26 protein-coding genes, 1 tRNA gene and 1 pseudogene are annotated in these 26730 nt (G+C 42.9%); 19 read left to right on the forward strand and 9 right to left on the reverse strand.

All coding sequences use genetic code 11. The features are described 5' to 3' along the window. Positions 1-326 precede the first annotated feature (326 nt). Positions 327-1160 (reverse strand): formyltetrahydrofolate deformylase, encoded by an 834-nt coding sequence (purU, locus tag I1A42_RS04940; RefSeq protein ID WP_196122816.1) that lies wholly within the window; start codon positions 1158-1160, stop codon positions 327-329. A gap of 231 nt (positions 1161-1391) precedes the next feature. On the opposite strand from purU, the gene I1A42_RS04945 reads away from it, so the two are divergent. The 9 genes from I1A42_RS04945 (at position 1392) to I1A42_RS04985 (ending at position 11269) form a co-directional block, all read left to right on the forward strand. Continuing rightward, on the forward strand, positions 1392-1601 hold the full coding sequence (locus I1A42_RS04945; RefSeq protein ID WP_161154931.1) for a hypothetical protein: 210 nt from the start codon (positions 1392-1394) through the stop codon (positions 1599-1601). A 139-nt stretch (positions 1602-1740) separates the two neighbouring features. Then, positions 1741-3669, forward strand: a complete 1929-nt coding sequence (locus I1A42_RS04950) for an ATP-dependent DNA helicase (RefSeq protein WP_161154933.1) — start codon at positions 1741-1743, stop codon at positions 3667-3669. A gap of 8 nt (positions 3670-3677) precedes the next feature. Beyond that, positions 3678-4379, forward strand: a complete 702-nt coding sequence (gene tsaB / locus I1A42_RS04955) for a tRNA (adenosine(37)-N6)-threonylcarbamoyltransferase complex dimerization subunit type 1 TsaB (RefSeq protein ID WP_196122817.1) — start codon at positions 3678-3680, stop codon at positions 4377-4379. A gap of 50 nt (positions 4380-4429) precedes the next feature. Then, positions 4430-4729 (forward strand): chromosome partitioning protein ParA, encoded by a 300-nt coding sequence (locus I1A42_RS04960; protein WP_161154937.1) that lies wholly within the window; start codon positions 4430-4432, stop codon positions 4727-4729. Between the two features lie 29 nt (positions 4730-4758). Next, a complete protein-coding gene (locus tag I1A42_RS04965) occupies positions 4759-5316 on the forward strand; it encodes a Slp family lipoprotein (RefSeq protein ID WP_161154939.1) in 558 nt (185 codons plus the stop codon). Further along, complete coding sequence (locus I1A42_RS04970; RefSeq protein WP_161154941.1) at positions 5316-6227, forward strand: alpha/beta fold hydrolase; 912 nt, start codon at positions 5316-5318, stop codon at positions 6225-6227. Before I1A42_RS04965 ends, I1A42_RS04970 begins: the two co-directional genes overlap by 1 nt. Positions 6228-6371: 144 nt before the next feature. Further along, positions 6372-8060, forward strand: coding sequence for a long-chain-fatty-acid--CoA ligase FadD (gene fadD / locus I1A42_RS04975; RefSeq protein WP_161154943.1), 1689 nt, complete (start codon positions 6372-6374; stop codon positions 8058-8060). 155 nt (positions 8061-8215) lie between these two features. Continuing rightward, a complete protein-coding gene (gene rnd / locus I1A42_RS04980; RefSeq protein ID WP_196122818.1) occupies positions 8216-9340 on the forward strand; it encodes a ribonuclease D in 1125 nt (374 codons plus the stop codon). An 81-nt stretch (positions 9341-9421) separates the two neighbouring features. Next, positions 9422-11269: a M3 family metallopeptidase gene (locus I1A42_RS04985; protein ID WP_196122819.1), complete on the forward strand. Its 1848-nt coding sequence runs from the start codon at positions 9422-9424 to the stop codon at positions 11267-11269. A gap of 62 nt (positions 11270-11331) precedes the next feature. Here I1A42_RS04985 and minE read toward each other — a convergent pair whose 3' ends face one another. The 3 genes from minE to minC are packed head-to-tail and all read right to left on the reverse strand — an operon-like array spanning position 11332 to position 13098. Continuing rightward, entirely contained in the window at positions 11332-11595 is a 264-nt protein-coding gene (gene minE, locus I1A42_RS04990) for a cell division topological specificity factor MinE (RefSeq protein ID WP_161154949.1), read from the reverse strand. 6 nt (positions 11596-11601) lie between these two features. Next, the gene (gene minD / locus I1A42_RS04995) at positions 11602-12414 is read right to left on the reverse strand and encodes a septum site-determining protein MinD (protein ID WP_161154951.1); all 813 of its coding nucleotides are present in this window, start codon (positions 12412-12414) and stop codon (positions 11602-11604) included. A 21-nt stretch (positions 12415-12435) separates the two neighbouring features. Next, a complete protein-coding gene (minC, locus tag I1A42_RS05000) occupies positions 12436-13098 on the reverse strand; it encodes a septum site-determining protein MinC (protein WP_161154953.1) in 663 nt (220 codons plus the stop codon). A gap of 201 nt (positions 13099-13299) precedes the next feature. Here minC and I1A42_RS05005 point away from each other — a divergent pair, with 201 nt between their 5' ends. Both I1A42_RS05005 and I1A42_RS05010 read left to right on the forward strand, forming a co-directional pair. Beyond that, the gene (locus tag I1A42_RS05005) at positions 13300-13602 is read left to right on the forward strand and encodes a YcgL domain-containing protein (RefSeq protein ID WP_161154955.1); all 303 of its coding nucleotides are present in this window, start codon (positions 13300-13302) and stop codon (positions 13600-13602) included. Positions 13603-13626: 24 nt separating this feature from the next. After that, positions 13627-14598, forward strand: coding sequence for a lytic murein transglycosylase (locus I1A42_RS05010; RefSeq protein WP_196122820.1), 972 nt, complete (start codon positions 13627-13629; stop codon positions 14596-14598). 75 nt (positions 14599-14673) lie between these two features. Here I1A42_RS05010 and folD read toward each other — a convergent pair whose 3' ends face one another. Then, positions 14674-15534, reverse strand: coding sequence for a bifunctional methylenetetrahydrofolate dehydrogenase/methenyltetrahydrofolate cyclohydrolase FolD (gene folD / locus I1A42_RS05015; protein ID WP_161154959.1), 861 nt, complete (start codon positions 15532-15534; stop codon positions 14674-14676). A 202-nt stretch (positions 15535-15736) separates the two neighbouring features. On the opposite strand from folD, the gene I1A42_RS05020 reads away from it, so the two are divergent. From I1A42_RS05020 to I1A42_RS05035, 4 genes are all read left to right on the forward strand, one after another. Further along, a tRNA-Arg gene (locus I1A42_RS05020) sits at positions 15737-15813 on the forward strand. A gap of 558 nt (positions 15814-16371) precedes the next feature. Beyond that, positions 16372-16554, forward strand: a complete 183-nt coding sequence (locus I1A42_RS05025; protein WP_196122821.1) for a DUF2986 domain-containing protein — start codon at positions 16372-16374, stop codon at positions 16552-16554. 197 nt (positions 16555-16751) lie between these two features. Next, on the forward strand, positions 16752-17345 hold the full coding sequence (locus tag I1A42_RS05030) for a TetR/AcrR family transcriptional regulator (protein WP_161154159.1): 594 nt from the start codon (positions 16752-16754) through the stop codon (positions 17343-17345). Between the two features lie 199 nt (positions 17346-17544). Then, positions 17545-17901, forward strand: coding sequence for a hypothetical protein (locus I1A42_RS05035; RefSeq protein ID WP_196122822.1), 357 nt, complete (start codon positions 17545-17547; stop codon positions 17899-17901). Here the strand turns inward: I1A42_RS05035 and I1A42_RS05040 are convergent. Then, positions 17895-18464, reverse strand: a complete 570-nt coding sequence (locus tag I1A42_RS05040; RefSeq protein ID WP_161154157.1) for a TetR/AcrR family transcriptional regulator — start codon at positions 18462-18464, stop codon at positions 17895-17897. The genes I1A42_RS05035 and I1A42_RS05040 overlap by 7 nt on opposite strands. A gap of 125 nt (positions 18465-18589) precedes the next feature. On the opposite strand from I1A42_RS05040, the gene I1A42_RS05045 reads away from it, so the two are divergent. Further along, on the forward strand, positions 18590-19051 hold the full coding sequence (locus I1A42_RS05045; protein WP_196122823.1) for an HPP family protein: 462 nt from the start codon (positions 18590-18592) through the stop codon (positions 19049-19051). Between the two features lie 64 nt (positions 19052-19115). Here the strand turns inward: I1A42_RS05045 and I1A42_RS05050 are convergent. The 3 genes and pseudogenes from I1A42_RS05050 to I1A42_RS05060 form a co-directional block, all read right to left on the reverse strand. Beyond that, positions 19116-20579 (reverse strand): annotated as a pseudogene (locus I1A42_RS05050) (sodium:solute symporter family protein). Then, the gene (locus I1A42_RS05055; protein WP_202436366.1) at positions 20576-20788 is read right to left on the reverse strand and encodes a DUF3311 domain-containing protein; all 213 of its coding nucleotides are present in this window, start codon (positions 20786-20788) and stop codon (positions 20576-20578) included. Before I1A42_RS05055 ends, I1A42_RS05050 begins: the two are co-directional and overlap by 4 nt. Before the next feature lie 41 nt (positions 20789-20829). After that, complete coding sequence (locus I1A42_RS05060) at positions 20830-22011, reverse strand: M20 aminoacylase family protein (protein WP_196122824.1); 1182 nt, start codon at positions 22009-22011, stop codon at positions 20830-20832. Between the two features lie 155 nt (positions 22012-22166). Here I1A42_RS05060 and I1A42_RS05065 point away from each other — a divergent pair, with 155 nt between their 5' ends. The 3 genes from I1A42_RS05065 to I1A42_RS05075 all read left to right on the forward strand — a co-directional run bounded on the left by I1A42_RS05065 (position 22167) and on the right by I1A42_RS05075 (position 26686). Continuing rightward, on the forward strand, positions 22167-23069 hold the full coding sequence (locus I1A42_RS05065) for a LysR family transcriptional regulator (protein WP_196122825.1): 903 nt from the start codon (positions 22167-22169) through the stop codon (positions 23067-23069). Positions 23070-23551: 482 nt separating this feature from the next. Beyond that, positions 23552-24805 (forward strand): MFS transporter, encoded by a 1254-nt coding sequence (locus I1A42_RS05070; RefSeq protein WP_196122826.1) that lies wholly within the window; start codon positions 23552-23554, stop codon positions 24803-24805. A gap of 564 nt (positions 24806-25369) precedes the next feature. Further along, positions 25370-26686 (forward strand): CitMHS family transporter, encoded by a 1317-nt coding sequence (locus I1A42_RS05075; protein WP_161154151.1) that lies wholly within the window; start codon positions 25370-25372, stop codon positions 26684-26686. Positions 26687-26730 lie beyond the last annotated feature (44 nt).

Consider the following 26730-nt stretch of genomic DNA (forward strand, 5'->3'; position numbering starts at 1 on the left):
GATTTGAGGACATAGTCATTCTACGTTGAAAATCAGTAACACCGCCTAGGAGCGAATAAAACTTGCCCTTCGGGAGCTCATCAACAAACCTATTTCTGCGCTCAATCACGTTGAAAGGGAATGACCATTCCTGCCGTGATTGAGCTTGACCTAGGCTCGTTGATGAAGCTCTGAATCCTGCATCTTGAGGTCATTTGGGTATAACGTTGAATGGATCAAAAATCGGTCAGAATGGAGTGAAAAGCAGGGGGGGGGGAGAGCCTCTCATCAGCACTAGGTACGCGAGATTGCGCTGATGAGAGGGAGAGGGCAAGCTAAGTGGTCAATTACAAAATGATGGTTTTATTTCCTTGGACTAAAACATGATCATTCAGCACCTTACCTAAAGCTTTACTCAGGACATTCTTCTCTACATCACGTCCTGCTTGCGCCATATCTTGGGCGCTAAAGGTATGATCGACCGGAATCACATCTTGTTTAATGATAGGGCCTTCATCTAAATTACTGGTAACAAAGTGAGCGGTTGCACCAATGATTTTAACCCCGCGCTCATAAGCCTGTAAGTACGGTTTTGCGCCAATAAATGCAGGTAAGAAACTGTGATGAATATTGATAATACGATGCGGATATCGATTAACAAATTCAGGGGTAAGAATGCGCATGTACTTGGCTAACACCAAATAGTCGGGTTCGTACTGGTTAACCACTTCTAACATTTTCTGATCGTGTTGAGCACGCGTTAGACCTTCGTGAGAAACGAAGTGGTAAGGAATATCAAAACGTTCGGTTAAGGTTTGCAGTTTATCGTAGTTACCGACTACCGCAGCGATCTCAACGTCGAGGCTACCATCATAGTTTTTCATTAGAATGTCACCTAAACAGTGAGATTCTTTAGTCACTAAGATAACGATACGTTTGCGACCAGAGTTAATTAGGCGATGCTCTGCACCTGTTGGCAGGGCTTGATCCAGATCGGCAATAAATGTGTGATCATTAAAGTAACCTTCAAGTTCTGTACGCATAAAGAACTGGCCGGTTGTGTTATCCACAAATTCGCTATTGTGAATAATATTTAACTGATGCTTGTAACAGATATTCGTTATTTTAGAAATAAGACCTGGTTCATCAGTACAATGCGTGAGGAGAGTTTTCTTTTCCATCAATTACAACTTCCGTGAAAGAATTTTTTATAGTCAAAAAATAAATCGAACGGCCAAAACGGCAGAGGCACGCTCGATAATAGCCACTATAATTAATCCATAATCATTACAGATTCAACCAATATCAAAAATCAGTTCGGTAATAGCTGGGTGACTTTAACCATAAATGAAGGGTGAAAGCCGCTTATATGAAGGCGAAATAACATTTTCTTGTCTCCAAAGGTGACTGTTATGGACAAAGATTTATTGGCACACAAACTCTATGTTGAGCGTGTGACCGCTTTGATGGGGGATAATCTGATTGATTATCAAATTTTGGATCAAATGTGGGAGGCAAAAGCGTCACCAAGTGATGCCGCCAAAGCCATGCTGATGCAACAACAAGGTGATTCCAACTTTGAATGCCCAGCTTGGTTGAATCGTTATTTAACGAGAAAATAACGATTTTTCTACTTTCAATCGCCTTGGTTTAATATCAGTAGCAAAGTGAACTGTGTCGACGCGCTTGTCATTACAAGTCGCGTCGATGACTGAAACCTGCCATAATTCCCGCCACAGATGATTCCAAACCTGACGTATAATGATCGAAAAAACCTTTTCTGAGCAAGGCGCTTTGGGGCAAGCTATTCCGGGCTTTCAACCTCGCCAAGCACAAGTAGATATGGCGCAAGCCGTGTATAACGCCATCAAAACAGATGGTCAGTTAGTGGTTGAGGCTGGAACAGGCACAGGAAAAACCTTCGCCTATCTAGTACCAGCACTACTTAGTGGAAAAAAAATCATCATTAGTACTGGATCAAAAAATCTTCAAGAGCAGCTATTTCACCGAGACTTACCATTGATGAGCGGGGCGTTGGGCTTTCTGGGGAAGGTCGCGTTATTGAAAGGGCGTGCTAACTATCTATGTTTAGACCGCCTTAGCCGACAGATGGTAGAAAGTCATACTAACGAAGCCGATCCCACACTGTTAACCCAGCTAGTTAAAGTTCGTTCTTGGTCATCAGAGACCAAAACAGGTGATCTGGGCGAATGTGAAGCGCTTCCTGAAGACAGTATTATTATTCCGACCATTACATCAACAAACGATAATTGTTTGGGTAAAGAATGCCCGAGTTATCAAGATTGTTTTGTGTCTAAAGCGCGACGCAAAGCAATGGATGCGGATGTTGTTGTCGTGAACCACCACCTATTTTTAGCCGATTTGGCGATAAAAGAGACAGGGTTTGGTGAGCTGATTCCTGAAGCCGATGTCTTTATCTTTGATGAAGCCCATCAGCTACCAGATATAGCCAGCCAATATTTTGGTCAATCGTTGTCTAGCCGACAAATCCAAGATTTGGCCAAAGACATTGAAATTGGTTATCGCACTGAAGCGAAAGATATGCGTCAGTTGCAGAAAATCGCTGCAAAGCTTCATCAAAGTGCGATGGATTTACGCATCGTACTAGGGGATTCCGGTTACCGAGGTAACTGGCGAGAGGCCATGGCATCGCCATCAATTCAACGTGAAGTCGAACGTCTTCAAGAGGGGATCGATTTTGCGATTGAGGTATTGAAGCTTGCTTTGGGGCGCAGTCAGTTATTAGATACGGCATTTGAACGGGCTAACTTAATTAAAGGGCGTTTAGATCGAGTATGCGATGTTTCCATCACCGGATATTCATACTGGTTTGACACCACGCCACGCCATTTTAGTTTGCATATTACGCCACTTACTGTGGCTGATAAGTTTCATGAACAAATGGAAATGCATCCTGGCGCTTGGATTTTTACTTCCGCTACGTTAGCTGTGAATGACGATTTTGGTCACTTTACCCAGCGATTAGGCTTAAAGCCGCAAGCTCAATTTTCGTTGCCAAGCCCTTTCGATTATCAGCATCAAGCCAAATTGTGTGTTCCTCGCTATTTACCTGAACCGAATAGCCCAGGATTAGCCGATAAACTCGTGCGTATGCTAGCGCCTGTGATTGAAGAGAATGGCGGTCGCTGCTTTTTTCTCTGCACGTCACATAGCATGATGCGGGAATTAGGAGAAAAGTTTCGCGAGCGTTTGGACTTACCTGTTCTTTTACAAGGTGAAACCAGTAAACAGAAAACGTTGGCAGAGTTTATGGAATTAGGCAATGCGTTGCTGGTGGCAACAGGTGCATTCTGGGAAGGGATTGATGTTAGAGGTGACGCCTTAAGCTGTGTTATCATTGACAAGCTTCCATTCACGGCTCCGGATGATCCTTTGCTAAAAGCACGCATTGAAGATTGCCGATTACGTGGCGGTGACCCTTTTGCTCAGGTGCAATTACCTGAAGCGGTTATCACGCTTAAGCAAGGGGTTGGCCGACTCATTCGTGATAAAAATGACCGGGGAGCATTGATCATTTGTGATAACCGTCTGGTCACGCGCGATTATGGTGGGATATTTCTCGCCAGTTTACCGCCAATCCCAAGAACTCGGGATTTACAACTCGTGAAAGATTTTCTTCACCATTTATCTGAAACAGCAATAAATTAGAGAAATTAATGAGCGCAAAAATTCTTGCCATCGATACCGCAACTGAGATGTGTTCTGTTGCGTTAATGGTGGGTGACACACTATATAGTCGCAATGAAATTGCCCCACGAGATCACACGAAGAAAATTCTTCCTATGGTCGATGAGGTGTTAAAAGAAGCGGGGATTTCCCTGCAAGACGTGGACGCTCTAGCATACGGGCAAGGCCCAGGTAGTTTTACCGGCGTACGTATAGGCATCGGGATTGCTCAAGGGTTAGCGTTAGGTGCAGATCTGCCCATGATCGGCATATCCACATTAGCTGCCATAGCGCAAAATGCCTATCGTCAAACGGGAGCAACTCATGTTGCCACCGCGATTGATGCCCGTATGAGTGAAGTTTATTGGGCACAATATCAACGTCAACAAGATGGTAGCTGGATCACAATTGGAGAGGAATGTGTCGTTCCACCGAGTGACTTAGTGGCACATTTAGGTCAGGATGAGTTCACTTGGGCTCAAGTAGGAACCGGCTGGCAAGCTTATGCACAGGATTTTGCTGAATTAGCGTTGAATCGTATTGAAACGCCCGTGTTATATCCTGAATCGCAGGATATCGCTTTTCTTGCTAAATTTGAGTTAGAAAAAGGCAACACGGTTGCTGTTGAAGATTCTAGTCCGGTGTACTTGCGCGATACTGTGACATGGAAAAAGCTACCAGGGCGTGAATAATCTCACAGAGATGAGGTGAATCATGCCTCATCTCATTGTTGAGGAATTGTATGGTATCAATTAACGGTTTACCCCCATCCATATCCGGTCCTAATCGAACGACGAAAAGTCGTAAAGGGCGCAAGGTTGATAATAGTGAAGGCGCTGATCATGCTCAGCCCTCAAAGGTAGCCAATGCCGTTTCGCAATCGATTCGACATGTCAAAGAAGCCGATATTCGCGGTGCTCAGCTCCATTATGATTTGCCAGAGGGGCGAGCGCGTTACGCGATGCAAGAGTATTTAGATGTTATGAATCAGGCTAAACGGGAGGAGTTGGCGCAAATGCTGGGCGTTGATCTCTATATTTAATCACCAGCAAATTCGATGAAAGGTGGCCGATGAAAATAATAAAACTGCAATGGCTGATAGCCTTACTACCTTTTCTATTTTTAACTGGCTGTGTCTCGATGCCGCCTGAATTGGCAGGTCATCAAGAGGCAGTTATTACTGATTACCACGCATGGACGAGTCATTTAACAACGAACAGTGAAGTTCGCCTTGGCGGAGTAATCGCGGGAGTTTCCAATCTTGCCAATAAAACACGTTTGGAAATCGTTAATCTCCCCATAGATAAAACAGGACGTCCGAATTTATCTGTTGAACCTAAAGGTCGATTTATTGCTTATGTCGATGGCTTCTTGGATCCGGTTAGCTATTCCAAAGGTCGATTAATTACCGTTATTGGTCAAACCATGACGGCAGAAAAAGGACATATTGGCGACTACAAGCAGACCTTTCCAGTAATGCGCGTAACTGGTGAACACTTATGGAAAGTGGAAGAGCGCGTGATTATGGACGATCTTGGCCCTAACTTTTATCGATGCCGGGGATTTTACTGTCGACACTTCGAAGATTCTTATTATAGTGAAGGTCGCGTCATCAAAACGGTAAAATAATGTTAGATGAAACAATAAGTTCAGAAAGTGTTTCTGCCGAAGAGAGCTTATTCTCTGAAACCACCTATGATCTTGCTGATGGTGAATTGAGCGCCGTTGAAATTGGCGATGCCCAAAGTGCAGAAACCACGATAGTGTTTCTCCATGGATGGTTAGATAACGCAGCAAGTTTCTATTCTGTGATGGAAGCGTTTCATGCGCTTGCGCCACAATACCACCTGTGTGCCATTGATCTTCCGGGTCATGGCATGTCATCAAATAAATTGGGTAGTAACTTCTATCTATTTCACGATTATATCGATGATATTTATCAGTTGATGCCTAATTTTTCGCCGAACAAACGTATTTTGGTAGGACATTCACTTGGTGCATTAATCTCTGCTTGTTATAGTGCCGCCTTTCCTGAACAAGTCTCAGGATTAGTTCAGATTGAAGGATATGCCCCTTTGTCTGAAGCGCCAGAAGAATGTGTGACAAGATTGCGAGAAGGTGTCATTAGTCGTCATCAATATCGCAGTGTTCCAGCCCGTGGCTATGACTGTGTAAAAACGGCTGTTCGCCATCGCGCCCAAGTCAATAAAATTGCGCCAGCTTTGATATCGCCAGTGATTGAACGAGGTATCAAACAAGTCGGTGATTTATGGTATTGGCGCAGTGACGGTAAGCTGAAGTGCGATGCGTTGTATCGTTTAAGCCCAATGCATGCCAAACAAATTATGGAGCAGGTCACTTGTCCACAACGGGTTATTATTGGTGATGAAGGTTTTCCGTATTTACCACAACAATGCAGAGAGTTGACGGAAAATCCACCGGAAGTCTTTACCATTGAAGGTGGACACCATTGCCATTTAGAACAACCTGAACAGGTAGCGGAACTTATTCTAGGCTTGGTTAATCAAACACAACAGTAGTAGTGGTTTGAGTTCAAGTTATCCAAATGACGTCCAGAGTTGATCGGACGTTGTTTGGACATGCTACTCAGACCCATTGAACTGACTGGAAGATATTGCTGTTCATTCAGCATTACGGTGAGTTCAATAATGAGGAGTATGACAGTGGATAAACCTTGGCTTTCACGTTACCCAGATGATGTACCTGAAACCATCGATCCCGATCAGTATCAGTCATTAGTTGAGCTGTTTGAACGTTCTGTTCGACAATTTTCTGACCAAGCTGCCTTTATTAATATGGGCACTGTCATGACATTTCGTAAGTTAGAAGAACGCAGTCGAGCGTTCGCCGCTTACTTACAAAATGAGCTTAAGTTAAAAAAGGGTGACCGAGTCGCCTTAATGATGCCCAATTTATTGCAGTATCCCGTGGCGCTATTTGGTATTTTGCGAGCAGGGCTAGTTGTGGTAAATGTCAACCCGCTATATACCCCTCGCGAGTTAGAGCATCAACTTAGGGACGCGGATATTGAAACCATCGTTATTGTTTCAAACTTTGCTAGCACACTTGAATCTATCGTTAAAAACACCCCAGTCAAACACGTCATTCTAACCAGCCTTGGGCAGATGTTACCTCGCGCCAGAGGAACCATGGTTGATTTCGTGGTGAAATACGTCAAACGGTTGGTGCCTAAATATCATCTTCCTGGCGCGATTTCGATGCGCCAAGCAATCCGTAAAGGTCGTCGCCTACAATATGTAAAGCCATATCTAGAAGGTGAGGATGTCGCATTTTTGCAGTATACCGGTGGAACGACAGGTGTCGCAAAAGGCGCCGTTCTAACTCACCGAAATATGGTGGCGAACGTGCTGCAGGCTAAAGGTGCTTATGGGCCGGTATTAAGAGAAGGTCGAGAGCTGGTGGTTACGGCTTTACCGCTTTACCATGTTTTTGCTTTATCTGTGAACTGCTTACTTTTTATTGAGATGGGTGGTGCAAACTTACTAATTACTAATCCGCGGGATATCCCTGGATTTGTAAAAGAGTTAGAAAAGCATGATGTTACGGCGATAACTGGGGTAAATACTCTGTTTAATGCTTTGGTCTCTAACGAAGATTTTCATACCCTAGATTTTGGTCATCTCAAATTGTCTGTGGGTGGCGGTATGGCTGTGCAGCGCGCCGTTGCCGAAAAATGGAAGAAAATCACGGGGACACATTTACTCGAAGGGTACGGACTCACGGAGTGTTCACCTCTTGTTGCGGGCAACCCTTATGATTTGACGGATTATTCCGGAGCCATTGGGTTACCCGTGCCTTCAACAGAAGCTCGGATTGTGGATGAAGAGGGTAATGTGCTGGGATCTGACGGCGTCGGTGAATTGCAGGTCCGAGGTCCACAGGTGATGAAAGGATACTGGGCGCGACCAGATGCAACACGCGAAGTAATGACAGAAGATGGTTGGCTTTCCACTGGCGATATTGTTCGGTTTGATGAGCTGGGGATGCTCTATATCGTCGATCGAAAAAAGGACATGATATTAGTGTCTGGCTTTAATGTTTATCCTAATGAGATTGAAGATGTTGTTGCGCTGCATGACAAAGTTCTGGAAGTGGCCGCTATTGGTCAGACCCATGAAGTGTCTGGTGAGGTGGTGAAATTATTCGTGGTTGCGCGTGATCCTAGTGTCACAAAAGATGAGCTTATTGCACATTGTCGCCAATATTTGACTGGCTATAAAATCCCGAAAGTGATCGAATTTCGCGATGAGTTACCAAAGAGTAATGTTGGTAAAATTTTACGTCGAGTTCTACGTGAAGAAAATGAAGCGAATATGAAAAATAAATCGTAGAGGCTCTCTTTGACTTAGTTGTGCTGTAAATCCGTTATTTAGGTGCGGTGTGACACGTCAATGAAGTGAAATAATGTTACAATGCCGACAGTCAACGTCGGCATTTTTATTGGTCGTTAATTTGCCGCTAATCTAAAGTAAAAAGTGAGCCTTGTGTGAAATATCAGATTATTACTACTTTTAGCGAACTGGAACAGGTGTGCCAAGCTGCACGTCAAACAGATGTGGTTATGCTGGATACAGAGTTTGTCCGCACTCGCACCTTTTACCCACAGCTAGGTCTGATTCAGCTTTATGATGGACAGCAAGTCTCTCTGGTCGATCCACTTGCACTAGAAGACATGACCCCTTTCGTACAGTTATTGAAAGATGTCAGTGTCGTCAAGGTATTGCATGCTTGTGGTGAAGATATTGAAGTGTTCTATAACGAGTTTGATTGTGTACCTACACCTATGGTTGATAGCCAAATTATGGCGGCGTTTATTGGTTATGGGTTATCCACTGGTTTTGCCGCATTGGTGAAAGAAATTGTTGATATTGAACTCGATAAAAGTGAATCACGTACCGATTGGTTAGCACGCCCGTTGACGGAGAAGCAGTTAGAATACGCGGCAGCAGATGTTTTCTATCTACTGCCTATCTACGAGCAATTGCAAGCGAAAGTCTCGGCAGCGGGGTGGTGGCAAGCCGCTCAGCAAGAGTCTCAATTACAATGTGAAAAGCGGACATTACAAATTGATCCAGACCAAGCCTACCTCAATATCAAAGGTGCATGGCAACTCACACCACAGGAATTAGCCTTATTGAAACCACTAGCGACTTGGCGATATCAAGAAGCGGTGAAACGTAATCTAGCGTTGAATTTTGTGATTCGTGAAAATGAGCTTTTATCGATTGCTAGAGCGATGCCTCTGAGTGCAAAAGAGATGGAAATGGCGGGCGTGGACAGACACGCAATTCGTCGCCATAGCAGTAAAATTATTGCGATGGTAAAAGCCGCTCAGCTTGTCGACGAAGAAGATTATCCAGAAGTCATCGTACCGTTGATGGATTATCCAGGTTACAAGCAACTATTTAAGCAGTTAAAAGACTTAGTGAAAGTCGCTGCGGAAAAACAAGGTCTAGCCACTGAGTTTATTGCGTCAAAAAAACAGTTAAACCAGTTTCTTACTTGGGTATGGAAAAAAGACCGCGATCCTGTCGAGTTACCCGATGTGATGCAAGGATGGCGACTTGACGTTATCGGTAATAAACTCAATGAAAAGTTAGCAAATAATTAAAATATAGCCGCCTATCAGGCGGTTATTGTTATTTTAAAGCGAGGAGACTCGCTGTTTTATGGAAAAAGAAGAAGGATTGTCATGTCAGCGACCGAATTTCTAAACGATCTTAATCAGCGTTACCTTCATATCCACCGTGTAAAAGAAGACTTCTTCTGGGAAACTTACATGGGGATCAGTGATGATCATGAAGGTTCAGCTAAAGCTCAGACTGAGTGGACTAAATTCATCAGTTCAGCCGCTCAAATTACCGCAGTAAAAGAGCAGCTAGAAGCGGCAAAATCCATTACGGACGAACAAGAGAAGCAGCAAACCATTACGGGTCTTACTGGCTGGCTAGAAATGTTTCAGGCCCATGCGATTGAATCTTCAGAAGCACAAGCGCTTAAAGATGAACTGATTCAGTTTGAAGCCGATCTGTTCGAGAAGAAAAAAAACTACGTGATGACATACCAAGATGAAAACGGTGAATCGGTAGAAGCCTCGTTAGTGACTCTTGGCTCAACGGTTCGTACCAGTGATCATGAGTCAGTACGTCAAAGTGCTCATCAGGCTTTGCTTGGCCTAGAGCAGTGGGCATTAAATAACGGCTTTATCGAATTGATAAAATTGCGTAACCGTTTTGCTCGTCACTTAGGTTTCGCGAACTTCTTTGATTATTCGGTGAAGAAAGGCGAAAAAATGTCGAGTGATGAGTTATTTACCATCCTTGATGATTTTGAGCAGCGCACTCGTGATGCCCATCTAAATAGCTTAAAACAGTTGGCTGATGAGAAGGGTGAGCAGTCACTGCGTGGGCATAACTTTATCTTCTCTTTCGCTGGCGATGTAATGCGAGAGTTGGATCCTTATGTCCCTTTTTCTAAATCATTGCGTCGTTGGGTCGAGTCATTTGGTCGTTTGAATATCGATTATTCTGGTGCAGAATTAACACTTGATCTCTTAGATCGTAAAGGAAAATATCCGAATGGCTTTTGCCATGGGCCTATTCCATCGTTTTATGATCAAAACAAGTGGGTCGCGGCGAAAGTCAACTTCACAAGTAACGCCAAACCAGACCAAATTGGCAGTGGTTACGATGGTATTAACACCTTGTTCCATGAAGGTGGCCACGCGGCGCATTTTGCCAATGTAAAAATGAACGCGCCATGTTTCTCGCAAGAGTTTGCACCAACGTCCATGGCATACGCAGAGACACAATCGATGTTCTGCGATAGCTTGTTAACTGATGTCGATTGGCTTAAAACCTATGCGCTTGATAAAGAAGGAAAGGCGGTTCCTGATAGCGTGATTCAAGCGATGATTAATAGCCGCCAACCCTTTAAAGCCTACGAAGAGCGCAGTATTTTAGTGGTGCCTTATTTCGAACGCGCTCTGTATCAACTCTCTGATGATGAATTAACACCAGAGCGTGCGACAGAACTTGCTCGTGAATGTGAACAAAAGATTCTTGGTTTAGCGTGTAGTCCACGACCACTTATGGCAATTCCTCACTTATTGTCTGACGAGTCAGCATGCGCTTATCACGGTTATCTGTTGGCTCATATGGCTGTATATCAAACGCGCGCTTACTTCCTGGATAAATTTGGCTACCTGACTGATAATCCAAATATCGGGCCTCTTTTGGCGCAACATTACTGGAATAAAGGTAACTCTCAATCGCACAATGAGACGATTATATCTCTGACTGGTGAAGGGTTTAATGCCAAATATTTAGCGGATATCTGCAATTTATCGCCAGAACAAGCTTGGCAACAACAGCAAGAAAAAATTGCTCAGTTAGCGGAGCGAGAACAGGTTAAGCCTGAGTCTCTCAATGCCACGATTCGTGTGGTTGATGGGGCGAAAGAGCTGGCGAGTAATACGGAATCTGACCAAGTATTGTGTGAGCAGTTTGAACAGTACATTGCTGACAATTACGGCTGTTAATACTTTAGGTAAAAAAAGCCGTTACTTAGGTAACGGCTTTAATTTCAGGAATGACAATTTAACTATTTTTCTTCTTCTGGAAGTTTTACGTTCAGTTCCAAAACAGAAATATCATCATCTTTTTGTTCAAAGCTAAGCTCAACCATTTCTGGATCGATAGCAACATATTTGGCTATCACCTTCAAAATGTCTTCTTTTAATTGAGGTAGATAATTTGGTGCTGGGTCACTACCGCTGCGACGTTCAGCCACAATAATTTGTAAACGCTCTTTTGCTAAGCTGGCTGTTGTCTTTTTCGGTGGACGGAAAAACTCTAGTAATGACATGCCTTGTTAGCCTCCAAACAGTCGTTTAAAAATTCCTTTCTTAGGCTCAGTCAGAAAACGGAATTCGATTTCCTGTCCGAGTAATCGTTCTACAGTATCATCGTAAGCTTGGCCTGCATCTGACTGTTCGTCAAAAATAACCGGGATCCCTTTGTTCGATGCATTCAGTACGGCCTGACTTTCTGGAATCACACCGAGTAATGGAACATGCAAAATATCTTCTACATCGTTCACACTTAACATTTCACCTTGAGATACTCGAGACGGATTATAGCGAGTTAGTAATAGGTGTTGTTTAACTGGCTCTTTGCCTTCTTCTGCGCGTAATGATTTGGAATCAAGAATACCAAGAATACGGTCTGAATCGCGCACAGATGATACTTCAGGGTTTGTCGTTACGATGGCTTCATCAGCAAAGTAAAGCGCCATTAATGCGCCTTGTTCGATACCTGCTGGAGAGTCACAAATAACGAAATCAAAACCCATCTCATCCATCTCACCGAGTACGCGTTTTACGCCATCTTTAGTGAGTGCCTCTTTATCACGTGTTTGAGACGCTGGAAGAATAAATAAGTTCTCGTTACGCTTATCTTTGATAAGAGCTTGATTTAACGTGGCTTCACCGTTGATAACATTAACAAAGTCATACACAACGCGGCGCTCACAGCCCATGATCAAATCAAGGTTTCGTAGGCCAATATCAAAATCGACCACTGCAGTTTTCTTGCCTTTAAGGGCTAATCCCGACGCAATCGCTGCGCTAGAGGTGGTTTTACCAACACCGCCTTTTCCTGACGTGACGACAATAATGCGTGCCATTTTTTCTTTCCTTTAAACTTTTTATAGAGTCAGTAATTCAAAGTGAAGTGATTCATCATTCATACTAAGCATCACTTTTTTTTGCCAGTACTCACTTTCAATTTGGTCACTAAGCCAGTAGTTCCCTGCAATAGAGACTAGCTCAGCTTGTAAATCTTGACAGATAATTTTTGCATCACGTTGCCCGCTCGCTCCGGCGATAGCGCGCCCACGTAGCGTTCCGTAAATATGAATTGACCCATCCGCAATCACCTCAGCTCCAGGGCTAACATGATTGAGAATGACCAAATCACAATCTTTAGCGTAAACTTGTTGACCAGAGCGAATCGGTGTATGAATCACTTTCGTTGGCTCTAGTACAGCTGGTGCATTAGCGGGTGAATTATTGGTGGTCATCACTGCAAACCCAGCTTCTTTCGCTAAGTTTTGGCTGCGCTTGTCTTGGCAGCCGGTGATTCCAACCGGAATCAAACCTGCTTCGGTAATTCCGTCCTTTAGCTTGGTAAATTCAATATCACCGTCGACTTTGGCAATATTGATCACTACAGGCGCGCCTGCAAAAAAGGCGGGAGCTTGTTCCACCTTCTGTTTTAAAAATTCTACGCTATTCGCGACTTGATTGTCAGAAAGGTGTAATACTGACAAAGTAAAACTACTACCTTTTAGGTCAGGTATATTAGACATCGTTACTTTGACCTCGATAAACTCATGGCTGATTAAGAATTGGCATTGCCTGAGACTAGGGGTGTCATGTTATATTTCATGATTGACCACAGCAAGTTATCTTACAACCTTTTGTGTAATTTGCTGTTAATTTTATCGAAACTTGACGGTTTCTAAACAAAACCGCGATTAACGCGGCGAATTTACAATTAAAGGCTTGTCATGCTTTGCTCTATCTATAAAAGTTCTAAAAAAGAAGGCACCTATCTTTACGTGCCAAAACGTGACGATTTTTCACAGGTACCTGACACTCTATTGCAGATGTTCGGTAAACCTATTTTCGTTATGTTAGTGAATCTGGAAAACCGTCAATTAGCGTTGGTCGATGTGGACAAAGTAAAAGCATCGATGGATGAGCAAGGCTTCTTCTTGCAGCTTCCACCACCTCCAGAAAATTTACTCGAAAAATATAAGCAAGATCGAGATCGCGCTAAATCATCTCAATCAGACGACGAACCATCATAATCCTCAATGCTCAAGGAGGAGATCTTGAGAAAGTTACTTTCGATTCTTTTAGGTATGTCACTCGCTTCACCTGTATTAGCTGAAAATGTTAGTTTTGATAAATACATTGAGGGGCTTAAGCAAGAAGCTCGTCAAGAGGGCATATCTGAGCAAGTGTTAAACAGTGCGTTTAAAAATGTGCAGTATCGTCCTAGAGCTGTCGTGGCTGATCGCAATCAACCAGAAAAAAAGCTCACCTTAGACGAGTATATTCCACGCGCTGTCCCGCAGTGGAAGGTGCAAAAAGCGAAAGCGTTGTATAAACAGTATTATGACCAATTGCATGATATCGGGGCTAAGTATGGTGTTCAGCCACGCTTTATTGTCGCCCTTTGGGGAATTGAAAGTAATTTTGGTTCTTTAACCGGCGGTTATCATGTCATTGATGCGCTTTCTACTATGGCTTACGACGGTCGCCGTGAAAAATTCTTCCGGAATGAGACGATGGCCGCGCTTAAAATTCTCCAGCAAGGACACATTAGTGCTGCGAATATGAAAGGCTCATGGGCTGGGGCTATGGGACAGTGTCAATTTATGCCTAGTTCATTCTTGTCATTTGCGGCTGATGGTAACGGCGACGGCAAAAAAGATATTTGGAGCTCAAAAGAAGATGTCTTTGCTTCTACGGCAAACTATCTGAGTAAATCAGGTTGGAATAGCCATCGAACTTGGGGGCGACAAGTTAAATTGCCGAAAGGGTTTGATGTGAGTTTAGCTGGTCGTCAGGCTAGCCATGGAAAATATCTTGCTGAATGGAGCAAATTGGGGGTGACACGTTATGATGGCCGTCATTTACCAAAACTCAAAGATGATATTAAGGCGTGGTTAATCGTTCCTGATGATGAAAAAGGGCGAGTGTACTTGGTATACAACAACTACAACGTACTGATGAAATGGAACCGATCCTATTATTTTGCTCTTGCTGTGTCTCACCTCGCTGATGCTATAGTGTTTTAATCGGCTTTAATATATTTGATGATAAAAAAACGGCGACTCAATTGGTCGCCGTTTTTATTGGAAGCTCTGTTTTGTTTATGCACGTTTCTCGTTGAGTTCACATGCAATAAGGGTGTTTTCAATCAAGCTTGCTACCGTCATTGGACCTACACCGCCAGGAACTGGCGTGATAAAGCTCGCTTTTTCCGCTGCGACGTCATAATCCACATCGCCGACTAATTTACCAGTATCTAAACGATTAATACCGACATCGATCACCACCGCTCCGTCTTTCACCCATTCGCCTGGAATAAAGTGAGGTTTGCCGACTGCGACCACGAGAAGGTCAGCTTGGCGCACATGATGTTCTAGATCTTTAGTAAAACGGTGACAGGTTGTTGTCGTTGCACCCGCTAACAATAATTCCAGTGTCATTGGGCGACCTACAATATTTGAAGCGCCAACGATCACGGCGTGTTTACCACGCGCATCAATATTGTATCGTTCTAATAGAGTCATAATGCCTTTAGGCGTACATGAACGTAACGTTGGAATGCGCTGTGCTAAACGGCCCACATTATAAGGGTGGAAACCATCAACATCTTTTTCCGGGATGATTCGTTCTAGCACGTGAGTACTGTCGATGCCAGCAGGAAGAGGCAGTTGAACCAAGATACCATCGATTTCTGGGTCTTGATTTAACTGATCAACAAGTGCAAGCAACTCTTCTTCGTTCGTGGTCTCTGGCATGTCATAAGATTTTGAAATAAAGCCAACTTCTTCACATGCGCGGCGTTTACTGCCAACATAAACTTGAGAGGCTGGATCTTGACCTACTAACACAACTGCGAGGCCCGGAGCTCGTAGTCCTTTTTTGATACGTGCAGACACACGTTCAGCAACTTCTGAACGAACAGTTTGAGATATGAGCTTTCCATCAATATTTTGGGCAGTCATGACTTTCCTTAACACTTATAACGTGAAAATTTTTGCGCGCATTGTCGCAGATAATTCGTTGAACATCTATAAGCAAACGTTTGCTTTGGGCTGTTTTTATACGGAATCTAATAAATTGGTAAAATTTTAGTCATTTGAAACAATTTGTTAGATAAACTCGTTGATTTACACACTTTAACTCGTATAATCCTTTCCCTGTAGCGCGCCCTTAGCTCAGCTGGATAGAGCACCTGCCTTCTAAGCAGGTGGTCACAGGTTCGAATCCTGTAGGGCGTACCACATTTCAAGCGCTAGCAACTTGTTGCTGGCGCTTTTTCATTTCTATCTTCTTGATCATTCCGTTATGGATATACCCAAGTAACCTCAAGATGCTGTTTCAGCGAGAATGTATTCGCTCTTAGGCAAGGCACTGATTTGAAGACATAGTCATTCTACGTAGAAAATCAGTAACACCGCCTAGGAGCGAATAAAGCTCGCCCTTCGGGAGCTCATCAACAAACCTATTTCTACGCCCAATCACGTTAAAAGGGAATGACCATTCCTGCCGTGATTGAGCTTGACCTAGGCTCGTTGATGAAGCTCTGAATCCTGCATCTTGAGGTCATTTGGGTATATCACCCCACATACAAAGTTGAATACCTCTAACAACGGTTTAGCCCTGTAGAACAGGCACCACAAGAACAGGAGATGTACTAGGATAAATAAGCCATCTTTTTATGCAACTAGTTATTTATGTTATCAGAGTGCGTTTGTCTGGTTTTTATGCTGAATGATAATTAGCTGCTTCGACGTTTAAATTCTGGTAAGGTACAGCGCCTTTTTTGTGAGCTAGCAACTATGAACCGTAAGAAAAAAATTAATCAGATTCTAAAAAAGAAGATAAAGAAGCAAAATTCAAAACTACATCGCTCTAATAAGCCGCGTTACATTTCTAAAGCGGAGCGTGCCGCTATGGAACAGCAAGATGCCCCAGCACTGGATATCGAAACGCAGCCATCGCAAGTATCAGAAGCTGAATAAAATGACTGAGTTTGTACCAATATTAGCTATGCTTTTTCTGTGATATTGGTACAATAAAAACCGAATCAAAATTCAAATACTCTTTATGTTTTAAATACTTATGTATCTCTTATTTATTAATAGCTTCAACTAATATATTTAAGAGATGGTTCGGGTTTTTATATAAGCGGCAATAATAGAGATGAGAGGATCACATAATGACTCGAGTCGGTAGACCGAGAAATTTTGATCGAGATGAAGCTGTTATTAAGGCAATGCACTTATTCTGGGAAAAAGGGTATGAGCCAACGTCTTTAAAAGATCTGAAAGGGTGTCTTGGTAACATTTCTTCTGCGAGTTTTTATGCCGCTTTTGGCTCCAAGCAGCAACTGTTTGAAGAATGTCTTGCTCGCTATATGGATCTAAATAGTGAATGGTTAAAGTCGCTTAAAGATTCCCAGAGTTGTGCTCGAGACGCTTTATATCAAATGCTCAGTGATACGATTCAATGTCAGTTAGATAGTCAGACACCAAAAGGGTGTATGACAGTGTTAGCTGGCTTGAATTGTTGTGATGAAAACCATGAAATCCAAGTTGTCTCTGCACAAGCTAGGCACGCCGTACGTTTAGCCATTATTCATTGTGTGGAACGTGGTGTTGCTCAACAAGAATTGCCTGCCGATACCAATGTGAATAGTTTTGCCATGGTATTTGATTCTTATCTTAAAGGACTGTCTATCGAAATTCGTGATGGTGCGACATATGAAGAATTACAGTCGTCTTTAAGATTTATTATGAAGCTATGGAAGTAATATATTTATTATTTTAATTCTTACTTATTTAAGTATAACTATTACGACTTATTGTTGCGTTTTAAATAAAGAATCAATTGCTTATATAAACTGATTTAAAAATGAACAAAACTCTGACAATTAATTGTTACAGTTTTGTCTCTGAATGATGACGCAGTGACTATAGTGAACTTGTTTAAAGAATACAAAGGAGTTTGCAATGCATTTACCACAAGCCTCAACAACTTGGCGAGTCACTGCGCTTGGCTCTGTATTATTAGTTTTATTTGCTGGTGCGTATATTCCTGAAGTAGGTAAGCTCGCATGGCCATGGCACTTCCAATTGCATTTCCTTGCTTTTATGATTGTTGGTGGCGTGATCAGTTGGACCATGTCGTCTATTGGCTGGCGTTGGCATACCTTTATCGCCGTATTGATTCCTCTTGCCCATGAAACTTGTGAAATTTGGGGTCACAGCCACGGTTTAGAAACTAAAGATATCGCTATTGACGTTGTTGGTAGCCTAGCCGGTGTTTTGTTAATTAATCTTTACCAAAGGATGGTAAAAGCTCAATGATGTTTAATTTTTTCATGATTTAAATGTGGTGAGATTAGCTGAAAACATTTATCAGCCACATTTAAATCATGGCAAACATACGCCGCCGTAATTGCCCCTTCTTTTAGAATACATACCCAATCTAAAATATCCTTATTGGTAAAGTTTACACTCGACTGAATATGTTTTTTGACTCTTTCTTTGTGCAGTAAGCAATATTGACTGATGACATTGTCTGGTTGTGAAAATTGTGCCGAAGTATTGATAAATAGACATCCTCTGAATTCACCTAGAATTAAATCCCGCCCATGGAACCATTCAGTTAAGTTATAAAATAGTGATTGAACTTTTTCATATTCTGAATTTCCATTTAATAGAATACGATCCAACCAATCGATAAAGTGATTGTCTCGCTGTTGCAGAGCAGCCAGTACTAAATCTTCTTTGCTTTTAAAATGGTTATATAACGTTTTTTTTGCAATTCCAGACGTTTTTAAGATCTCATTAATCCCAATATTGCCGACACCATGTTGATAAAACAGGTCGAGTGCTGTGTCTATGAGTTGCTGTTTTTTATCGTTCATATTCTTCGTGTTACCCAAACTCAAACTCATTAAAGTTTGACATGAGTAGACAACTTTGTCTACTCTGTTGAGAAGAAGGGGAGACAGAGTTGTCTACTTGGGGTAAGAGAATGAGGAATCATGAGATGAACAGATATCATCGGGCAATTTTTTCTGGGGCTGGAGCTTTTATTGCTATCAGCATGTTGTGTTTTGCGAGTGATTTGCAATCCCAGTGGTTGTTTATTATGGCTCCATTTGGAGCAAGTGCAGTATTGGTTTTTGGTGTGCCAGCAAGTCCACTGGCGCAGCCCAGAAATGTCATTTTCGGGCATTTATTAACGGCTTTTATTGGATTGCTTTTTGTCCAATTTATCGGTGTGTCTCCGATGAGTTTGGGGTGTGCCACGGCGTTAGCGGTAAGTGGAATGTTGGTAACAGAAACCACGCATCCACCTGCAGGTGCTAATCCGCTATTAATCATGATGACAGGGCAAACGTGGTCATTTCTGTTCACTCCAGTTCTGGTTGGTGCGATATCAATAGTCGTTATTGGTAAAGTGATGCAGCAAATCAATGCTCGAATTGAACACAAACCACTTTCTTAACACATCTTTTGAAGCTGCAAACAAAAAGAGGCTAGATGATTTCTAGCCTCGTTGGTAATAGTTGTTATGCATCTTGAATAGGAGATTGCGCTGTTTGTGTGGCATGACCTTTTAAGCTAACAGCAACAAAAACGATAGTGTTAACAATCAGTCCAACAAAGCCGCCATTCCAACCGAATGGACTGTTGCCAGAAAGTTGAAAGTAAAGGGCAAGTATTGACCCGACCACTAAACCAGAAATAGCGGCGGGTGTTGTGGCTTTTTTCCACCATAAAGCGCCAACGAGCATTGGGAATAACTGTACGATAATACCGTATGCTGCAAGCAACAAAGCCGCTAAGGTTGGGATTTTCGCCATTGCAAGTGCATAAGCTAGAATAGAGACAATGATGACACCGATGCGAGTAGTAAGCAGCATTTGATGTTCATTCATGCGATTGAATTTAGGCAGCGGGTACAATACATCCCGAGCAAAAATAGACGCACTTGTATGCGCAAGGTTAGATGCAGTAGACATCGCTGCAGCTAATGCACCAGAAAGAACAATACCAATGATCCAATCGGAAAATCCCACTCGGTTAACGACCAATTCAAGTAGTACATCATCGGCTTTAGCTAGCGGTTGTTCCTGAAAGACCAAAATACCTGCAAAACCAATGAACATGAGTGGCACCATGATCACTCCGTATAATGGTTAGAAAACAAAAACACGTTTTAAAGTTCGACCACTTTCGGCTGTGTAGAACTTCATAAAAATATGAGGCCACATCACAATGCCTAAGGTACTAACCAAAATTGCCGTTGAATAAGCTCCCCATCCCATACCACTTGCGCCTGGCATGGTAAGGTATTCTGGTGCCTTCTCTTTGATTTGTTCAAACATGGCACCCACACCGCCAAAGAAGTGCTCTGGTGTCACTAATCCTAAATACCAAGCGATTGCGACCATCATGATGCCTTGTAATAAGTTGGTCCACCCGATCCCGCTTAATCCGCTGACAAAAACATACACAGTGACAACAGCGGTCGCCACAAGCGCACCCAGCCAAAACGGCACGATGCCACCAGTCGCACTTTCAAATAGCATGCCTGCACCGGCAATTTGTACAGTCAGATAGGGAATCATGGCACACAAACTTATGATGCCAATAAACACGCCTAATATTTTATTGGGATAGCGGTCAGTAAAAAACTCAGCTTGGGTTAATAAGCCTTTCTTACGGCCAGATTTAGCGATAATCGGCCCCATTAGCCACCATACGACAATACCCAAAGTAAGATAGGCGATGATGTATAAAACAGGCATGCCTTTACTGTAGGCCCAACCTGGCGTTCCCAAAAAAGCAGAAGCGGAAAAACACTCAGCACCAAAGATGAAGAAAAGAACAATGAAGCCGACATTACGTCCGCCGGCTACGTAATTTTCGAGTGTTGATTTTTGCCCCCGTTTAGCGGAAATCCCCACCAATAAGATGACGATCAAATAGGCCACAGTAATTGCTGTGATTAACATTGAAGATCCATTCATGCGTCGTCTTCCTCCGTTCTAAAGCAAATAACTAAGCCGATAAAGGTCACCATCAGCCACGCCAAATACCAAAAGAGGTAAAAGGGTAAGCCCAAGATCATCGGTTCAATACGATTAGCCAGTGTCGCTCCAGGCCAGATCATGGCTAATGTGCAGATAAGAAAGTAGAGCATCATGACAGGATGCATAGGATATTTACGGTTCTTCATGGTTCCCTCCATATGAATGAACAGTAGAAACAACAGGTTGTTTAGTCTTGGCGATTAACCGCTCTTATTGCCGTTGATGCCAGTAATTTGGCTCCGATTGGAATAACCGCGTCATTGAAGTCGAAATGCGGGCTATGCAGTGGATGGTCATGCTCATGGCGTCCGCTGCCTAAGAAAATATAAGCCCCCGGTACTTGATTGAGCATATAGGAAAAATCTTCCCCTCCTAGGGTAGGTTTTGTCTTTAGATCAAGAGCTTGCTTACCAAACTCATCAATGATCGTGTCGCGTACAAACTGAGCGCATGCCGGATCGTTGACGGTGGCAGGGATGATCCGCTCGTAATCGACGGTGATCTCGGCGCCAAAACTTTGTGCGATTCCAGCACAGGTACGTTTGATCGCGGCTTCCATAAGATCTTGCACCTCGGGGATAAACGTTCTGACGGTACCGTTGACTTGCGCGGTATCAGGAATCACGTTAAAGGCTTCTAATTCTCCCGATTGAATGGCACACAAACTAAGGACGGCTCGATCCATTGCCGAGACTTCGCGGCTGACAATCGAATGTAACGCAGTAACTAATTGAGCACTAATACGAATGGGATCAACCGTTAAATGTGGGGTCGCCCCACCATGTCCGCCTAACCCTTTAACCGTGATTGATAGACGATCGCCAGCAGCCATCGCGGGTCCATCAAGTACCGCAATTTTTCCAGCGGGAATATAAGGCCAATTATGTAAACCATACACTTCATCCATCGGAAAGCGTGTGAATAAGCCTTCTTTTACCATGGCGTCACCGCCGCCTCGGCCTTCTTCTGCGGGTTGAAAAATAAGGTAGATCGTGCCGGAAAAATCACGGTGTTGTGCAAGATATTCGGCCACTGCGATGAGAATAGTCGTATGGCCGTCGTGACCACACGCATGCATGCATCCCTCATTGGTTGAACGATGAGCGTGAGGTGATTTTTCATGCAGTGGTAGCGCGTCCATGTCAGCTCTTAAGCCAATTCGGCGACCGTTATCAGGCTGCTTGCCATTGACGGTTGCAACAATACCCGTTGTTCCGATGTTATCGACAAACGGTAGGTCGAGCTCTGTGAGTATCTCTTTGACTTTCTGGGAAGTTTTAAACTCTTCAAAACCAAGCTCGGGATTCTTATGAAACTCTTTTCTTAGCTGGGTCAGTTGATCATGATGCTGTGCAAAAAATGCGTCCATATGCCTTTCCTTGTCTAATTTCACGTGCTTCCTTACACGGTATGGGGCGGATAATTAACGCCTGTTATGAGTGTTACATCCTGTTACCAAGATGAAAAATATTAAATAAGTTAGTTATCCATACCGAATTGGTATGGGACGGAGTGAATATAGAAATGGAAATCAGACAACTGCGGTACTTTATTGCTGTCGCTCGTGAATTATCTTTCTCTGCTGCAGCGCGGAAAATACATATTGCTCAACCCGCTTTGACCCGGCAGATTCGCTCATTAGAGGAGTCTGTAGGGGTCGGACTGCTAGAAAGACAGGCGCGTGGTGTCACCTTAACTCCGGCTGGAAAAGTGTTTTTGCAAGACGCTGAACGAATTTTATCGTGTTTAGAAGAAGCGAAGCATAACGCGATTAAAACAGAAAAGGGGATGCAGGGAGAGTTAAGGATGGGCGTCACTGTGATGTTATTGTGGGTTAAGGAGCTGAGTGGATTATTAAAAGAATTTAGACGCCGATATCCTAAGGTCATGCTTAAACTCAACACTATGTTATCTGGCCCGCAAATTAACGCTTTACGCGAAGGAAATATGGATCTCGGTATCTTAATATTTCCGCCAGAGGGAGAAGAATTTGGCCGTTTGAAAATATATCAAGATCATTTGGTGCTGGTGGCGCCTGTATGTTCAGAGATTGCTTCAAATCCGCCGCAGTGTTTAGCGGACATAAGAGATTATGATTTTGTTTGGTTTGATAGAGAAAATAGCCCCAATTATTATGACCGTTTAATCGGCTATTTTAATCAATGTGGGTTCACGCCGAATATCGTTGAAACCGGTAATGATAGCGTCACTATGTTATCGGTGGTGGCATCAGGAGTTGGGTGTACGATTGTTCCTAGCTCGACAATCAATGAATGTCCAGCAGGGTTAACGGTCATTGAGGTAGTCGATCTCAAATCATTACCGCTCGATTTACAGTTGGTGTGGCGCCAAGATTGTGCCAATCCGATGCTAGATAATATGATTAAAGTTGCTCATGAATTGGTCTGTGGCGATGATTACCATTAACCACTCGAATATGAAGGGGGAGGGGTTCTATAATTTTATTGGAAGTGAATACTCTAAAAATCAAAATTGACCTTCATTCTATCTGTTCTGATAATAAAACTGTTCGATCAAGCACACTTTGATCATTTTTAGTAAAGTATGAACCTATTAAAAGTGCGCTTGGTTGAGTGTTTTCGCTACGTAACCTGTGCTGTTACATAGTGTTGGCCATAAGTATTAATGACTATACTTGAGCCGCAGATAATGCCCGTGTGATGTCAGCGTCATACGTCCATTCTATACAGCTCATAGCTGTTGGTGATCAGATAAATGCATCCTCTGCATTATGTCTCTGGTCATAATCGAAATTATCACTGTTAATTAGCTATGATTAGCGACGTCAACAAGCGCTTAGATTCACTGACCTAAACGTAATTTCTCCCGAACCATCAAATGGTTGGGGGCCTTGTGTGTTGCCGCTATATTATTAGCAAGGAAAAATTATGTCAGAACGTCAAGATATAAGCGATAGTTCGCTGTGGAGTGGCAACTTCATCGCGTTAATTATTACTAACGGCATTTTCTTTGCCGGATTTCACTTATTGTTACCAGTATTACCGCTATATGTTTCCCAGATGGGCGGTTCTGCAACTGAAGTCGGTTTAGTTGCGGGGATCTTTGTGTTTTCAGCCATCATTATTCGACTGTTATCCGATGTAATTAAACAATGGCTTGGAACGATGGGGTGCTTGTTTTTAGGTATCGTTATTTCTCTAATTTGTGCGCTTGGCTATGCCATGATCTCAAGTGTCAACGGTGTGCTTGCTATCCGCATCCTCCATGGGGTTGGCTTTGGCGTCGCAACGACTTTCTATGCCACATTAGCGGCGACCATTATTCCTAAGCTACGTAAAGGTGAAGGCATGGGATATTTTGGTTTAGGGACCACTGTCGCAATGGCGATCGCCCCCGCTGTAGGATTATGGTTGGCGTTAGATTATGGGTATGACTATGTGTTTTATTTCGCGTTATCGTGCCAAATTGTAGCCTTAGTTTGGACCTATTTTTGTCATTTTAGCCGTCACTATCAATTTAATGATCGTACGGCAAAACAAAAAGTTTCCATTATCGATCAGTTTGCCGTTAAAGGTGCTCGTTTCCCTGCGTTTTTGACTCTGCTCTTTGGTATTGGCTATGGAAGTGTTTTAAACTTTGTTTCGATTTTTGCTAAACAAAACCATATTGGGAGCCCTGGCTATTTCTTCTTAGTTTCAACAGTTTGTGTCTGTATTGCCCGCTTATTTTCAGGACGCATTTATGATAAGCAAGGGCCTGCATTTGTTATTGTCCCCGGCATCATTTTATTTCTCGTCTCATTTTTTGGTATTGCGCATACCAGTGGTGAATTCGGATTCATTCTCTGCTCTATTGCCTACGGTTTTGGCTTAGGAGCGTTGTTCCCAGCATTCCAAACTCAAATCTTGACTCGTGTTGCTGAAGATAAAAGCAGTGCTGCCAGTGCGACATTCTATAACATGTTAGATATCGGTAATGGGTTAGGGGCGATTGCTTACGGTATGATTGCAGTCACAACGGGCTATACCTTCCTATTTACACTATCAGGCTGGATTATGGTGTTGATGCTAGTGCTATTTACTGTTGTTACTTTAGGAGTTGGTTTTCATTCAACTCGGGCAAAAACCTATATCAACGAATTGGCCTCTGAAGAAGCGGGATCTTCGATTAACCGCGACTAATCGTACTCGATAACATCTTATAGTGGTGAACATCCGCGAGCTTATCAAACTAGGCTTGCGGATTCCTTGTATAAAGATAAATTGTTAAAGTCATTGAAAAGCAGATAAAACTGCGAGGCCACATACGAACGATTACAGGTGTTTTTACACTTATTCATTTATCATTCATAACTATTCATCTTGGTGGTGTCGAAATGACACTGGTTTTGAGGAGATGATTAAGAGGATACGATGTCTTAATTTACCGGCAACTTCGCATTATCGACTATAGAGCTTATCAATGAAATATTAACGAACGATAAAAATAATCCAATTGAAATCTATTTTTCTCACTGAGCGAGAATTACTCTTGATGGATTTTTGTACTTCAAATAGCTAAAATAAACCATACAATTAAACTATTTGTTAGCATTTAATTAACAATTTGCCTATAAAATTAAACATTTGGCGTTTTTTAATTGTTTGACTTCACATTTCCGTTTGATTGAAAAAAATAATATAAAAATTCAGTGTTAACCTCTCCGCCATTCAAAAATTATAACAACGGATGTTAACGAGGTATGTATGTTATTGGCGACTTGTGGCTTTTTAATGCTTTTTGCCATTTTATTTTTGTTATTCAAGAGTAAAACCCTTCCTGTCGTAGTATTCATCACCATTCCTGTCATTGCTGCATTTGCAGCTGGATTTTCTGTCGATGAAGTGGTTGGTTTTATCAATTTTGGTATTCAAAAAACCAGCAAGATGGCGGTGCTATTTATCTTCTCTGTTACTTTCTTCGGCGTGATGTCCGATGCGGGTATGTTTGATGGATTGGTAAATAAGCTCGTCAGTAAAGCGGGGACTAATGTTGTTGCTGTCGCATTAGCCACTGCCATTATTGGTATCTTTTCTCATTTAGATGGGGCTACAGTAACCACGGTATTGGTCACCGTTCCTGCTATGTTACCTATCTACAAAAAATTGAATATTCGTCCGCATTTGTTACTGATGATTGTCGGATGCGGCATGGGGGTGATGAACTTACTTCCATGGGGCGGCCCGGTTATGCGTGAAGCGATTGTCTTAAAGATGGATGCAGGTGACTTGTGGCATATTCTTCTGCCTCTGCAAGGCGCAGGAATTGTTGCCACTCTCGGTCTTGCTGTTGTCATGGCGCTGCGTGAGAAGAAATTCCATGGCGCAGGTAACGTTCAATTGGTTGAAACCGCTGAGCATAAAGTTCAAGTTGCGGATGAAGACGAAGAAGTGACTCGTTTAAAACGTCCTCGTTTGGCATGGGCTAACTTAGGTATTCTGGCTATTATGCTAGCCGTGCTAGTGGTGGATATTTTCCCAACGTATTTTGTGTTCATGGTTGGGTGCTGTGCGGCTTTATTGCTCAACTACCCAAATATGAAAGATCAAAAAGAGCGTGTTATGGCGCATGCGCCAGCAGCGATTGATGTTTCTTCTGTGATGCTTGCTGCCGGCATTATGGTTGGGGTATTAAGTAAATCGGGTATGTTAGAAGCAATGGCTGTGCCTTTATTGCACATTATACCGGCCTCTATCGCTCAGTATTTGCACATCATTATGGGTGTTTTGGCTTTCCCATTGGGTACGATGTTAGGCACTGACTCGTATTTCTATGGGTTGCTGCCACTCGCGATTGAAGTGGGTAAAAACTACCATATTCCTGGTTTAACAATGGCCATCGCGATGCTTGTTGGTAAAAACCTCGCTTTATTGATTAGCCCGCTAGTTCCGGCCACTTTCCTTGGTATCGGATTAGCAGAGATTGAACTTAAAGAACATATCCGGTATAGCTTTTTAGGCTTGTGGATTGTAGGGCTAATTATGCTCGTGTTCGCTTTTTCAATTGGTATTATTACCATCTAGTTGCATGAAATGTCATTGACCTAAGGCCCTCTAATTAGAGGGCT

The sequence above is a fragment of the Vibrio nitrifigilis genome (genome assembly GCF_015686695.1).
GTDB classification, from domain to species: domain Bacteria; phylum Pseudomonadota; class Gammaproteobacteria; order Enterobacterales; family Vibrionaceae; genus Vibrio; species Vibrio nitrifigilis.

Coding starts and splice junctions, on each gene's coding strand:
- purU (WP_196122816.1), bottom strand. CDS start 1,160: ATGGAAAAGAAAACTCTCCTCACGCATTGTACTGATGAACCAGGTCTT.
- I1A42_RS04945 (WP_161154931.1), top strand. CDS start 1,392: ATGGACAAAGATTTATTGGCACACAAACTCTATGTTGAGCGTGTGACC.
- I1A42_RS04950 (WP_161154933.1), top strand. CDS start 1,741: ATGATCGAAAAAACCTTTTCTGAGCAAGGCGCTTTGGGGCAAGCTATT.
- tsaB (WP_196122817.1), top strand. CDS start 3,678: ATGAGCGCAAAAATTCTTGCCATCGATACCGCAACTGAGATGTGTTCT.
- I1A42_RS04960 (WP_161154937.1), top strand. CDS start 4,430: ATGGTATCAATTAACGGTTTACCCCCATCCATATCCGGTCCTAATCGA.
- I1A42_RS04965 (WP_161154939.1), top strand. CDS start 4,759: ATGAAAATAATAAAACTGCAATGGCTGATAGCCTTACTACCTTTTCTA.
- I1A42_RS04970 (WP_161154941.1), top strand. CDS start 5,316: ATGTTAGATGAAACAATAAGTTCAGAAAGTGTTTCTGCCGAAGAGAGC.
- I1A42_RS04985 (WP_196122819.1), top strand. CDS start 9,422: ATGTCAGCGACCGAATTTCTAAACGATCTTAATCAGCGTTACCTTCAT.
- minE (WP_161154949.1), bottom strand. CDS start 11,595: ATGTCATTACTAGAGTTTTTCCGTCCACCGAAAAAGACAACAGCCAGC.
- minD (WP_161154951.1), bottom strand. CDS start 12,414: ATGGCACGCATTATTGTCGTCACGTCAGGAAAAGGCGGTGTTGGTAAA.
- minC (WP_161154953.1), bottom strand. CDS start 13,098: ATGTCTAATATACCTGACCTAAAAGGTAGTAGTTTTACTTTGTCAGTA.
- I1A42_RS05005 (WP_161154955.1), top strand. CDS start 13,300: ATGCTTTGCTCTATCTATAAAAGTTCTAAAAAAGAAGGCACCTATCTT.
- folD (WP_161154959.1), bottom strand. CDS start 15,534: ATGACTGCCCAAAATATTGATGGAAAGCTCATATCTCAAACTGTTCGT.
- I1A42_RS05025 (WP_196122821.1), top strand. CDS start 16,372: ATGAACCGTAAGAAAAAAATTAATCAGATTCTAAAAAAGAAGATAAAG.
- I1A42_RS05030 (WP_161154159.1), top strand. CDS start 16,752: ATGACTCGAGTCGGTAGACCGAGAAATTTTGATCGAGATGAAGCTGTT.
- I1A42_RS05035 (WP_196122822.1), top strand. CDS start 17,545: ATGCATTTACCACAAGCCTCAACAACTTGGCGAGTCACTGCGCTTGGC.
- I1A42_RS05040 (WP_161154157.1), bottom strand. CDS start 18,464: ATGAACGATAAAAAACAGCAACTCATAGACACAGCACTCGACCTGTTT.
- I1A42_RS05045 (WP_196122823.1), top strand. CDS start 18,590: ATGAACAGATATCATCGGGCAATTTTTTCTGGGGCTGGAGCTTTTATT.
- I1A42_RS05055 (WP_202436366.1), bottom strand. CDS start 20,788: ATGAAGAACCGTAAATATCCTATGCATCCTGTCATGATGCTCTACTTT.
- I1A42_RS05060 (WP_196122824.1), bottom strand. CDS start 22,011: ATGGACGCATTTTTTGCACAGCATCATGATCAACTGACCCAGCTAAGA.
- I1A42_RS05065 (WP_196122825.1), top strand. CDS start 22,167: ATGGAAATCAGACAACTGCGGTACTTTATTGCTGTCGCTCGTGAATTA.
- I1A42_RS05070 (WP_196122826.1), top strand. CDS start 23,552: ATGTCAGAACGTCAAGATATAAGCGATAGTTCGCTGTGGAGTGGCAAC.
- I1A42_RS05075 (WP_161154151.1), top strand. CDS start 25,370: ATGTTATTGGCGACTTGTGGCTTTTTAATGCTTTTTGCCATTTTATTT.